Annotated in this window: 11 protein-coding genes; 2 read left to right on the top strand and 9 right to left on the bottom strand. The window is 47.8% G+C overall.

Annotated elements, in window-relative coordinates; all coding sequences use genetic code 11:
- Window positions 1-39 precede the first annotated feature (39 nt).
- The 8 genes from leuS to cymR all read right to left on the bottom strand — a co-directional run bounded on the left by leuS (window position 40) and on the right by cymR (window position 9,795).
- Window positions 40-2,490, bottom strand: coding sequence for a leucine--tRNA ligase (gene leuS, locus AC3Y23_RS01610; protein ID WP_379194942.1), 2,451 nt, complete (start codon window positions 2,488-2,490; stop codon window positions 40-42).
- A 608-nt stretch (window positions 2,491-3,098) separates the two neighbouring features.
- Entirely contained in the window at window positions 3,099-4,166 is a 1,068-nt protein-coding gene (locus AC3Y23_RS01605; protein ID WP_379194940.1) for an AI-2E family transporter, read from the bottom strand.
- A gap of 229 nt (window positions 4,167-4,395) precedes the next feature.
- On the bottom strand, window positions 4,396-4,605 hold the full coding sequence (locus AC3Y23_RS01600; protein ID WP_066364384.1) for a hypothetical protein: 210 nt from the start codon (window positions 4,603-4,605) through the stop codon (window positions 4,396-4,398).
- Window positions 4,606-4,619: 14 nt separating this feature from the next.
- Window positions 4,620-5,141, bottom strand: coding sequence for a PRC-barrel domain-containing protein (locus AC3Y23_RS01595; protein WP_379194937.1), 522 nt, complete (start codon window positions 5,139-5,141; stop codon window positions 4,620-4,622).
- A 97-nt stretch (window positions 5,142-5,238) separates the two neighbouring features.
- Window positions 5,239-6,390 (bottom strand): cysteine desulfurase family protein, encoded by a 1,152-nt coding sequence (locus tag AC3Y23_RS01590; protein ID WP_379194935.1) that lies wholly within the window; start codon window positions 6,388-6,390, stop codon window positions 5,239-5,241.
- Window positions 6,391-6,917: 527 nt separating this feature from the next.
- The gene (locus tag AC3Y23_RS01585) at window positions 6,918-7,376 is read right to left on the bottom strand and encodes a 2-thiouracil desulfurase family protein (protein WP_379194933.1); all 459 of its coding nucleotides are present in this window, start codon (window positions 7,374-7,376) and stop codon (window positions 6,918-6,920) included.
- A 129-nt stretch (window positions 7,377-7,505) separates the two neighbouring features.
- Window positions 7,506-8,780, bottom strand: coding sequence for an MFS transporter (locus AC3Y23_RS01580; RefSeq protein WP_379194931.1), 1,275 nt, complete (start codon window positions 8,778-8,780; stop codon window positions 7,506-7,508).
- 595 nt (window positions 8,781-9,375) lie between these two features.
- On the bottom strand, window positions 9,376-9,795 hold the full coding sequence (gene cymR, locus AC3Y23_RS01575; RefSeq protein ID WP_379194929.1) for a cysteine metabolism transcriptional regulator CymR: 420 nt from the start codon (window positions 9,793-9,795) through the stop codon (window positions 9,376-9,378).
- Between the two features lie 324 nt (window positions 9,796-10,119).
- Between cymR and mnmA the strand changes: the two genes are divergently transcribed.
- The gene (gene mnmA / locus AC3Y23_RS01570; RefSeq protein WP_379194927.1) at window positions 10,120-11,244 is read left to right on the top strand and encodes a tRNA 2-thiouridine(34) synthase MnmA; all 1,125 of its coding nucleotides are present in this window, start codon (window positions 10,120-10,122) and stop codon (window positions 11,242-11,244) included.
- Window positions 11,245-11,477: 233 nt separating this feature from the next.
- On the top strand, window positions 11,478-11,738 hold the full coding sequence (locus AC3Y23_RS01565; protein WP_379194925.1) for a hypothetical protein: 261 nt from the start codon (window positions 11,478-11,480) through the stop codon (window positions 11,736-11,738).
- A 188-nt stretch (window positions 11,739-11,926) separates the two neighbouring features.
- Here the strand turns inward: AC3Y23_RS01565 and AC3Y23_RS01560 are convergent, their stop codons facing one another.
- Entirely contained in the window at window positions 11,927-12,742 is an 816-nt protein-coding gene (locus AC3Y23_RS01560) for a class I SAM-dependent DNA methyltransferase (protein WP_379194923.1), read from the bottom strand.
- Window positions 12,743-12,878: the final 136 nt, after the last annotated feature.

The following is a 12,878-nucleotide window of genomic DNA, read 5'->3' as shown; positions in this document are numbered from 1 at the left end:
GGATCACTCCGATGCTGCGGGTAATATTACGTTCTTCGCTTAACCCACTACGATATTTACAAGCTTGCCTGGAACGGCAATAATCTTGCGTACAGTCTTGCCTTCAACGGCTGCACTCACATTCGGGAGCGCAAGCGCATGAGCCTGCATTTCATCCTGGCCCATATCCTGCGGGATCAGAGCGCGTTGTACGATTTTGCCATTGACTTGAATGACAATCTCAACCTCAGCATCCACAGTCCATGCCTCATCATAACTTGGCCAAGCTACATAGCTGATGCCATCTTCATGACCCAGCAGCTGCCAAAGCTCTTCTGCCAAGTGAGGCGCCAGCGGCGACAGCATTTGTACGAAGTTCTCGGCTGCTTCCTTGGAGATTGTGTCCTGCTTGTAGGCGTCGTTGATGAAGATCATCAGCTGGCTGATCGCCGTGTTGAAGCGCAGGTGCTCGAAGTCCTCAGTAACCTTCTTCACCGTCTTGTTCCAGGTCCGTTTGAACTCATCCGTACCGCCATCAGCTGTAATCTTGCTGCTCAAGCTTCCGTCCTCGTTCACGAACAGGCGCCATACACGGGACAGGAAGCGATGAATCCCTTCCACACCCTTCTCGTTCCATGGCTTGGTCGCTTCCAGCGGCCCCATGAACATTTCATAAACACGCAGTGTATCACCACCATAAGCGTCCACGATCTCATCCGGGTTGATGACATTACCGCGTGATTTACTCATTTTCTCATTGTTGTTACCCAGGATCATTCCCTGGTTCACCAGCTTGTGGAACGGTTCCTTGGTATCCACTACGCCGATATCGTACAGCACCTTGTGCCAGAAACGGGCATACAAGAGGTGAAGTACCGCATGCTCGGCTCCGCCAATGTACAGATCCACCGGAAGCCATTCTTTCTGCTTCTCTGGCGAACAGATCTCATCATTGTTGTGCGGATCGATATAGCGCAGGTAGTACCAGCAGCTGCCCGCCCATTGAGGCATCGTGTTGGTCTCACGGCGTGCCTTCATACCGGTCTCCGGATCAACAGTCTCTACCCATTCGGTCACGTTAGCCAGCGGAGATTCTCCTGTGCCAGACGGCTTGATGACATCGACATGCGGCAGCATCAGCGGCAGCTGATCCTCCGGTACAGTCTTCATTGTGCCGTCTTCCAGATGCAGAATTGGAATCGGCTCACCCCAATACCGCTGACGGCTGAACAGCCAATCGCGCAGACGGTACGTCACTTTGCCTTGACCCTTGCCGTTCTCTTCGAGCCAGGAGATCATCTTGGCAATGGCGTCTGCATTGTTCAAGCCGTTCAGGAACTCGGAATTGACGTGCGGACCGTCTCCTGCGTAAGCTTCTTCCTCGATATTACCGCCTTGTACCACTTCAACGATGTTCAGACCGAATTGCTTCGCGAATTCCCAGTCGCGGGAATCGTGTCCTGGTACCGCCATGATGGCGCCTGTGCCGTAACCTGCCAGCACATAGTCCGCAATCCAGATCGGCACTTGTGCACCATTCACTGGATTTACAGCATAAGCACCTGTGAATACGCCGGTCTTTTCTTTTGCCAGATCGGTACGTTCCAGGTCACTCTTACGCGAAGCCTTCTCACGGTATTCCGAAATTGCTGCACGCTGTGCCTCGGTAGTAATTACGTTCACCAGTTCATGTTCTGGCGCCAGTACACAGTAGCTGGCTCCGAACAAAGTATCCGGGCGGGTCGTAAATACTTGCAGGCTGGACTCGTGGCCCTCGATGGCGAAGGTCACTTCCGCACCGGTCGATTTGCCAATCCAGTTGCGCTGCATATCCTTGATGCTCTCGGACCAATCCAGTTCTTCCAGATCCTCCAGCAAGCGCTCAGCATAATCTGTAATCTTCAGAATCCACTGACGCATCGGCTTGCGCACGACAGGGTGGCCACCGCGCTCACTTTTACCGTCAATTACTTCTTCGTTCGCCAGAACTGTGCCCAGTGCCTCACACCAGTTCACAGGCACTTCGTCTACATAAGCCAGTCCACGGTTGTAGAGTTGAATGAATATCCATTGCGTCCATTTGTAATACTCAGGGTCTGTTGTGCTGATCTCGCGATCCCAGTCATACGAGAAGCCCAGGGACTTGATCTGGCGGCGGAAGTTATCAATGTTCTTAAATGTGAATTCCCGCGGATCCTGTCCGGTATCCAGTGCGTATTGTTCTGCTGGCAGACCGAACGCATCCCAGCCCATCGGGTGCAATACATTGTAACCACGCATACGCTTGTAGCGGGAGACGATATCAGTTGCCGTATAGCCTTCCGGATGGCCTACGTGCAGCCCTGCACCTGAAGGATACGGAAACATATCCAGTGCGTAAAATTTCGGTTTTCCAGACTCTTCACCAGTCTTGAAGGTCTTGTGATCATCCCAGTATTTCTGCCATTTCGGTTCAATGGCCTGTGCCCGGTAGCCGCCAGCGGCTGTGTTGTTTGGTTGATTGTCGCTCATGTCATGCCCCTCCTTGGAGTGTTGCTAATCAGTAGAAACGGCTGTGCCTTCCCCTTGAAGAGGAAGACCTGCGTTTCTCGTAAAAAAATATAAGCCGTATGTACTGCACGAAGCATATACATTCTTATATTCAAGTAGAAACGACTTAACCGTCCGCTAAGTGACGGCATCCGTTTCAGCGAGAAATATAAGGGTGGTTTATAAGCGTAAAACTTATAAATCCTTATATTTTCAAAAAAACCTCCCATCCCTAGCGTATAATCGCTAGGGACGAGAGGTCTGAATTCCCGTGGTACCACCCTAGTTAGCGGCTGGATATGCTTTACCGGCCACTCACTTTGCACCCTTTAGCGGGGGTGAGGCGACGATGGTTCACACACTGTGATGCTCCCCCTGGGGAACGCATCTCTTCTGCGGCTTGCATCGTTACTCCGAGGTGAGTTCATTCCTTTCCGTCAACCGGCTCGCACCCTTGTGCCGGCTCTCTGCAATAACGGTCTACTCGGAACTAATACTCCTCATCATTGAACAGCTATTCAAGATTTGAATCGTAATATTCCACAACATTATATACAATAGCCCTGCCTGTAGTCAATCATTAACCACATCTACACCGGCTTTCTTCTGATATAGTATGCCACGAAATGCTGAATGACAACCTTGGCCGCCGCGAAAAAAGGCACTGCCAGAATCAATCCCAGCATCCCGGCCACCTCGCCCCCGACCAGCAAGGCAAAAATAATCAGCAGTGGATGCAGATGAAGCGTTCGGCCCACAACCTGAGGCGAAATAATGTTGCTCTCCACAATCTGGCACAGGGTGTTCACCAGTGCAACCAATAGCACCAGCTTCAGCGAGTCGGTCGAAGCCATCACAATAGCCGGTGCTGCGCCGAGAAAGGGTCCCATATAGGGCACGATATTAAACACCGCAACGACGCTGGCGAATAGCAACGCATACGGCATTCCGATGATCGCATAGCCAATATAGGCAAACACTCCAATAATTATGCAGACCAGAAATTGACCGCGAATATAGTTTCCTAGCGCCTCATCGATATCTTTGAACAGGGTAACAATTGATTTCCTACGCGACCGGGGTAGACACGACACAATTGTCCGTTCAAACACTTCAAAGTCCTTAAGGATGTAGAAAACAAGAAACGGTACGATAAAGGCATTGAACAGCACGTTGATGGTAGAGCCGATATTATCAAGAAAGTTAGAGATCCCTTCTGCCAAACGATTTTCCAGTTGAAAAAACCAATTGTTCATCCCCATCTCCACACCCGGCGGAATCAGCTTGGAGTTCATACCGCTCATCAAGCTCTGGGCACGGAGTGTCATTTCCGGCAGATGCTCGTTTAATTCTTCCAACTGCTCGATGAACATGGGGATCAAATTGATCGCCATGACGGCAATTGCTGTTAGAAATACGGCATATATGAGCAGAACAGCGACACTTCGCGGCATTTTCCGTCCGGCCAGCATGCTGACTACAGGATTAAGCACATAAGAAATAATCATGGCTGCCAGAAACGGCGCCAGAATTGCTTTTAAAAACATCCAAATTCCCATCAACATCGGACGAAGCAACCAAACAAAATACAAAATGATCAGAGAGAGCAGCACCCCGATCATCCAGCGGAACCATTTACTTTGGGACCATTGCTCCATGAGTGCGACCTCCTGCGGTATAACTGGACTGGCTACGTACATAAGTATATGTTCTACCGCAGTAAAATAATCGCTTCTACTCCAGCCGCGCCAAAATAAGGCTTATTCTTCGGCCCAAAAGAGTCCGAAAAATCAAAAAACGCCAATAACCCTGCAGCTTTGGTTCGCTGAAAGGAAATTGACGTTATATGACCTATGTACCGCTATTCAGACCAACTCCAATGAAGGCTTAGGAAGAGGCGTGAATCTGCGGGAAATCCTGGGCGATTTCTTCTCCGGGAAAGAGGTCGTCAAGCGAGCTGAGCGTACCGTCTTCCTCCACCTGGTACACGGACATTTTCTCCCCGTTCACCGTTAATTCAATAAAGCAGCCCCAGCAATAAAATTGATGCGAGCCGATCTTGCCAATATCTTTAGAGCCACAGTTTGGACACTTCATAATAAATATTCCACCTATCCGTTAACAATATTAATGGCTTTCTGTAGCCGTTCTTCGCTCATCGCGGGCACCATGACGGTATCCTCACCGATAGACATCTCTTCAGAACAAGGCAGCCATTTGCGGCCTTCGATCAAATCAGTCACAAGTCCGTCACTGATTTCCAGCGCTACTATTGTGTTTCCCATCTTTTGGTCAAAATAAACATCGGAGATCCGGCCCAGTATCGTTCCGGCTGCAGTAATAACCTGCAAATCCTTCAATTTACGTTTGCCCAGAAGAAAAGTATATGGTATGTGGTCAGCTTCTGCCTTTTCAATCGACTCTTTACTGCGAATCATGACAGCATCCTCGCCATAGGCGATCATTTCGTTCCATGCCACAACTTTCACATGATTGGTGAAAAAAGTTTTGCTTTCCAGTTCAATACCCGTAATCTTCCAGTTTGAATCCACTAGAATATCGACAATTTTTCCGACTACCTGACCTTCCTCTACCTCAAATACAGCAAGGCCGATCATATCCTGAAGTTTCATGGCTGTTCCTGGTCCCCCTGATTGTGAAGTGTTATTCGGAATTCCAACGAGCCGGATGCCCAAATTCCATCACTCCATATCAGAACCGCAAAAATGCCTAGTCTCTACTACGCAGCCGATTCAAAATGGTTGCAACTTTTTGGGCAACATGCTCTATTTCTTCAGTAGTATTACCCAAACCCGTGCTAAAACGAATCGCCGTGTCCAAAAGATTCCCAGGGAGCTTCATCGCTTGCAGCACATGGGAAATCTCCAGTGATCCTGAGGTGCAGGCCGAGCCACTGGCTGCGGCAATTCCCTCCATGTCCAGGTTCATCAGCATGACATCGGTCCGAACCCCCGGAAAGCTCACATTCAATATTCCCGGTAGAAAATGTTCGGAATTCCCGTTCACCACGAATCCCTCGTTTCCAACCAAACGGGTCAGCTCATCCTGCAGCAGCTTCCGCAGTTCCAGCGCCTTCGCGCTGCGCTGCTCCTGCCCCTGAACCGCCAGCTCTACCGCCTTCGCGAACCCGGCTGCGCCAGCCAGATTCTCTGTGCCTGCACGCCGGCCACGTTCTTGCAAACCGCCGTGCAGCCTTGGATGCACCGGCGCACCGCGCCGTACATAGAGACCGCCGATCCCCTGTGGGCCATTTATTTTGTGAGCGGTGAAGCTCATGTAATCCACAGGAAGCTCACGCAGCTTGATCGGCAGCGCTCCTAGCGCCTGAACCGCATCGACGTGAAACAGGATACCCCGCTCCCCAGCCAACCGGCCGATCTCTGCAATCGGCTGAACAGTGCCCACTTCATTGTTGGCATACATCACACTGATCAGCACGGTGTCTTCACGCAAAGCGGCCTCTACATCAGCTACAGAAACAAGGCCTGTCTCATCAACAGGTAGATAAGTAACCGTATACCCTTGATGCTCCAGTTCCTCGCAGGTATGCAGCACTGCATGATGCTCAATCATCGTGGTAATGATATGACGACCTTTGTCAGTAGAAGAAGCCGCAGCACCGAACAATGCCAGATTGTCACTCTCTGTTCCTCCACCAGTGAACACCCACTCGTCGGGGAAACAGCCCAAAAAGGCCGCGATGGAATCACGCGCCCCGTTCAAAATTCTTTTGGCCGAACGCCCGAATTGGTGCACACTGGACGCATTGCCATAGCTTTCTGTCATTATATTCAGCATGACCTTCGCTACCTCAGGATGAATCGGGGTTGAGGCAGCATGGTCCAAATAGATGGATTTCATAGCTAAAGTTCTCCACTTCTATAAATATGGGAATTGATGATTTGATTATAACGCCGAAGACGGATATTTGCCAAAAAAAGTTATTGCAAATCTAGAACACATTAATAAGAAGTATCGAAGTGTAATTAAAGGCATTTTTGCACCTTAAATCCTCTACAGCTAAGGGTTAATGGAAATTAAGTGCAATAATGTACCTTAATTCTCCCAGAATACCCGTCCAGCGTGCTTTTTTCGAGAAATAAGATACAATAATGCCCTTATTCCCCCCATTTGCCTATATCAAGGAAAAATAAGGTGCAAAAATGCCATTAGTTGGGGAGATAGCCCTCTTTTTCACCGTTAAGACTACTGATGAAGGGGATATACCGCTTCTAGTAATTGAAATCTTTCAAAAAGTCTGTGTTCCGGTGCTAGCTTTCTACGGAAAGCTTCCAGGCGAGAGCTTTGCGCCTACAGTTCTAACTTCTTCGTTCGCTCATCTTCGCTTTTTGTTCATTTCATTTGTTCGGCTTATATGTTTTTATCGATCACTCAAACAGGCCGGCCAGATTATCCTCGGAGAACACGGTGATACCATGCTTACGCAGAAGTGCAGTGGTGACGCCATCCCCGGCAATCTTCTCACCTGAAAACTCACCGTTATAGATCATTGCGCTGCCGCAAGACGGACTGTTCTCCTTCAGCACAACCATGGTGGCTCCGATCTCCTGAGCCTTGTTCAGCGTTATCTGCGCGCCACGAAGGTACAGCTCAGTCACATCGACTCCAGACCTGTCCATCACTCGGGCCTTTCCTTCTAGCACATCGTACCCGTCTCCGCCAACGATCTCAGCCGGCTCCCGTGGGGTAGAGAAGCCGCCCAGCAATTCTGGGCAGACCGCCACAGCCTTATTCTCGTCCAGGAGTTTCTGAATGCTTCCATGCAAGCAATCGGTGCCGTTATATCTTACTTTCATTCCTGCCAAACATGAGCTTACCAGAATCACCCGGCACACCTCTATTCATAAAATATAATGCCTTGGAGGCGCAAGAAAAAACGGATGCACCGTCCCATAAGGGACAGTGCCCGTTTTGTTTGAGCAACACTGTATTGTCAAGTATATCAGAAAATCGCCTTAACCGCCCTGTTTTTCTGATGTCCGAGCTCGGATTTGTCTGGCGAATAGCCCAAGAACTGGCATTAGCAATACTGCTGAAGTGACGATGGAGGCCCGAACCGACAAACGATTGCCGATCCAGCCTACCAGTGGTCCGCCCGCCGACTGACCCAGGGCATCGGATTGGCTCATCATCGAGATCACCGTTGCCCGTGACTTACTCTCGACGTGCTGATTGAGCCATGTATTGTAAATCGGTCCGTTCAGGGTCATGACTGTATCGTGCAGAAGCACAGCGGCAAGCGCCCATCCGAAGCCGGGAGCAAATGCCATGAGCAGGATTGCCCCGATCCGTAAAGCAGTCAGTACAATCAGACTAAAGACGATCAGCGGCCGGCTGTTGATATCCATTTTTTTCTCCGCAAGCCAGACCACCGGCAGACTGACCAGTGTCGACAGCAGAGAGATCAATCCAACCCACACCGCTACCGAGGCCGTTATCCCTGCGGGAAATCCGATGTCTGTAATCAGATGTGCTTGCCATAACCGATCATATCCTTCCGACGCCGCACCGCTGAACACGGTAACGAGCAGTAGCATCAGCAAAACCGGATGACGGCGAATCATGCCTGCTCCAGATAACCAAGCAGTTTTCATACTTTTCAAATGTGCAAATGACGTTCCCTCCGTCTTCTCCGGTCTGACAAACTTCGTCTCCCTCATATAGCGGATCAGAAAGAATCCCAGTACCAGATACATCAAGCCTGCAGCCACATAGGGCAGATTCGACTGGATCATAGACAGCCCTACACTAATGCCGATACCAGCCAGTGTTCCGAACAGACTCAGCCGCTTGGCAGTCAGAAAAACACGTCCAGCCTCCTGCTCGCCGACCTCATCTACAATCCAGGCAATGTCAGCACCGCTCGTGAACGTGTACCCAATGCCAAAGAAAAGCTGCGACACTAACAGCCACGCAAAAGCCGAAAACAACGGAACACTGCTCTCCAGTGCCTGTACACTACCTTCAACTACAAAGCCTACACCTAAGATGAACATACCTATGATCACCGACCATTTGCGGCTGTACACATCCGCGATCACGCCGGTAATCCCTTCAAAAATCAATACCGTTAGCTCCAGCACCACACCCACCATCAGCAGCTGCAGCGGACTAAGACCAAGGGTAATGACCTGATACACCGCATAGGTAGTAAACATCGTGGCATTGGCAAGGGATGTCCAAAATCCCATAAAGGAATACACATGTCTTGCATTTAGCTTGCTTTTCATAAAACCGGGTCCGCCTCTCTATTAACGGCAGAATCATCCGTACACGTTCATCCCAGCTTCATGAGTCCCAGTCTAAGCCGTGCGAAAGTTCTACCGGTCTGTTCTTCCTTTCCATACTGTGAGTGAACAAGCAGCCAAGTTTCTCTGTCGCATAAGAACACACCTCCGAAATTAGTTGAGATTAATTATATTCATTAGATACCAGTTAGGCAGGGGAAAGAATGAGTATAGTTGAAAAGTACCTGGGGGATTCCGATAGAAGGAACATGATAAATGAGAGCTAGGGGGCTAATACATTGCAATCACATATTATAGATTATTTAAAAAGAATTCGTATAAAGGTAATCCCCAGCATTTGAAAATGTTATTTACTGCTTTGGATGTTTTTTGTAGAGCTATCATTATAGAGAAGGAAATTTTCTCAAGCTACGCTGATTCGATAAAACATGTTATAGCTGAACTCTTTTATCCGCTTGATGATTATATTTTCAATTGCACTGAATATATTTGCTTTGTCAATTCTGACGGAATGATTTAGCTCGCAAAAAAAGTCCTCCCCAAATTTCTTGAGAAGGACTTCTATTAAAACATTTCTTTAGATGTAGAACATATAGTTATCGGCATGATTCTCTTCTTTGAAGTTAATCAGATCCGACAATGAAGTGGAATCCAGAACATCAGCGATGCTGTCGCGGATACGCAGCCACAGATCGCGCTTGGCCGGGTCATCTTCTTCCGTAAAATCGACAGGCGAAATAGGACCTTCCAATACGCGGATAATATCTCCAGCAGTGATGGTAGCAACTTCGCGGGACAGAATGTAACCGCCATAGGCTCCGCGAATACTTTTTACAAGACCTGCGTTCCGCAGGGGAGCGATCAGTTGCTCCAGATAATGTTCAGACAATCCATTTTTCTCAGCAATGCTTTTAAGTGATGTTGGACCCTCACCGAATTTCATGGCAAGCTCCATCATGATTGTTAATCCGTAACGTCCTTTTGTCGATATTTTCAAAGGGGCACCTCTTTCGGTTTAGTTGCTGTTTATAGTATAATCATTTGTCGGGTAATACAAAACTTACATTTCAACGTATTCCGATGTTTCCTATGAGTTTATGTTAACATATCTGCGGCCACATTTGGAGAACAAAACGTAACTTTTTGCAAGAATGTTCTCTCCCAGTGGACAAATTGTCATGACTTTGGGCTTTTTTGGCTGATTTCAGCCTAAAATGGACAGTCTGTGGTAGACAGGTATGTTATAATACAAATTGAGCCGGGTGTTTCATAAATGCTTCGGCCCGTTCGCTTCATATTTTGCACAGAAATGGTGATTACGATGACAAAAGCAAAGCAAGACACACGTGTCGTCGTCGGCATGTCCGGAGGAGTCGATTCCTCCGTCACGGCGCTTCTGCTCAAGCAGCAGGGCTATGACGTCATCGGCATCTTCATGAAGAATTGGGACGATACCGACGAATTCGGCGTTTGCACGGCGGAAACGGATGCAGAGGATGTTCGCCGCGTCTGCGAGCAGATTGATATCCCTTACTATACCGTAAACTTCGAGAAGGAATACTTTGATAAAGTCTTTTCCTATTTTCTCGATGAATATAAGGCTGGACGCACCCCCAACCCTGACGTCATGTGCAACCGTGAGATCAAATTCGGGGAATTCCTGAACAAGGCGCTGCAGCTCGGCGCAGATTATGTGGCTACCGGGCACTATGCCCGCGTGGTTGAGGAAGATGGCGTGTACAAGCTACTGCGCGGTGTCGACAACAACAAAGATCAGACATACTTCCTGAACGCATTGAATCAGTACCAGCTCTCCAAAGCCATGTTCCCGATCGGTCATCTGCCGAAACCGGAAGTACGGAGAATTGCCGAAGAAGCAGGTCTATATACTGCAAAGAAAAAAGACAGCACCGGCGTCTGCTTCATCGGAGAGCGCAACTTCCGTGAATTCCTCAGTCAGTACCTGCCAGCCCAGTCGGGCGACATGGTCGACATCGCTACCGGCGAAGTCAAAGGCCGTCATGAAGGGCTGATGTACTACACCCTGGGACAACGCCAAGGACTTGGCATCGGCGGATCGGGCAATGGCGAGCCATGGTTTGTGGCTGAGAAGGACTTGAGCCGCAACATCCTGTACGTAGTGCAAGGCGACAAGCATCACAGCCTCTACTCCACCGGGCTGGTAGCCTCCGGAGTAAGCTTGATCAACGGCATAGAGCTCGGCGCGGAGCCGCTGAAATGTGTAGCGAAGTTCCGTTATCGTCAGCCGGACCAAGGCGTAACCTTGACTGCCCGCGAGGACGGAACGGTGCATGTAGCATTTGACGTGCCACAAAAAGCGATTACGCCAGGACAAGCCGTTGTCTTCTATCAAGGCGAACAGTGCCTTGGCGGCGGGACGATTGAGTATGCGGAGAAGATTGAGCCTGCGACGCAGATCGTCTAAAAGTTTCGGATTAAGAACGCATTGCCCAAAGTTCAAATAGACATGGGCTACATCAAAAAGGTGACCACGGAGAAATCCGTTTGGTCACCTTTTTTTGCGTACCCTAATCCTTACTAAAAAGAATTGATATATAAACATCCACCTTCGCTCCTCCCCGCTTGTTATTACCATCTTTTGTTCAGCTTATATACCAAGAAAATATTACTTTATCTTCCAATCGAGAAGCATGTATAATGGTCATTAAGCACATAAGTCGTTCAATTGCTATTACAAATCAGCTTCATTCATTAATCAAACTGTTGCCGATAGATGCTGCTGAAATAAAATACATAGTATTCTCACAAATCGGACAGTCTCTGAACAATGCCTTCAATCAGTATTCGCTTGAGATATCTTCAAAAGAAACTGAGGAAACAAAAATTGTTGGGGTTATTGTTTGGGGCGAGGAAGAGTTAGTCCGGGCGACTACAAAAAAATATAGTGTCTTAAAATAAATGTTAAATTTCACAAAAAGGTTGACACAGAAAATCCCCCTCTGGGGGACTTCTGTACATCAAAACTCAAGTTATTCAAAGAGCCTAGTATTTGCAAAGCTTTTGGTCTTATATTTTTTTAAAACATGTATGCTTTCATCCGTATGGTTTCTTCTAAATTCTCTGACTTTCTTCGCGTGTAAATCTTCTTACTCATCAATTTCGCTCCCCATCACTGCAGCAACTTGAGAATAAAATTTTCGAGCGGTCACTATAGGCTGGTAGTAGCCTGTATCAGCGGGGAAATGCCACTCAACATCGCTGAAACCAGTCACACTCAATGCTTTGTTAATATCCTCTCGCAACAATGCTCTGTACTTAGTTTTATTATGTGTTGTTTTCCATTCACCGTTCATTTCTTGCACGATAAATTGGTTAGTCGTATACGTTTTTCCGTCTTCCGCCCAATCCCATACCTGAAAAACAATCCTCTTCCCCTCATCGAAAACACGCGGCTGTGTCGTTGATAGTTTCTCTTTTACCAATGCATCGTAGTCTCTTATGGTAACTAACAACAAACCATCCGGATTAAGTTTTGTATGGATATTTTGAAAAGCTTTATTTAAATCTCCGTCTGTAAGAAGATGCGGAATAGCATTGTCGGCGGACAGAACTATATCAAATGATCCCGATACATCTTTATCTAACGAGCGAAAATCTGCTACTCCAAAGTTTATATGAACCCCGCGGGATACCGCTTCTTTTTCTGCTCTTTTAACGGAAACAGGACTAATATCAGTCGCACTTACTTTATAGCCGTATTTCGCCAATCCGATTGCTTGTGTACCTATACCGCACGAACAGTCCAGAAGTGAAATGTTATGCGTGTTAGAAATATTCAATTTTGATTTGATAACTTTGTCGAGAACCTCACCTTGTTGTGAAATTGCTTGATCCCAATCAACAAATATAAGATGGTAATCTTCTGCACTCTCATCATAGAACTTTAGCACGGAATCATTCAATTCAAGTTCCCCCTATCGATAAAATTCATCAATTGATTATAACCTTTTTGACAAACAACTTGGCATTCAATTCGTTGCACGCACCCAATCATTTTTCAATAAGATGAACGCAATCCAAGGGAAGGACTGGGTCCGC

Source organism: Paenibacillus sp. MAHUQ-45 (genome assembly GCF_058133325.1).
The sequence above is the reverse complement of the archived record's forward strand: the minus strand, read 5'-3'. Positions and strand labels throughout refer to the sequence as shown.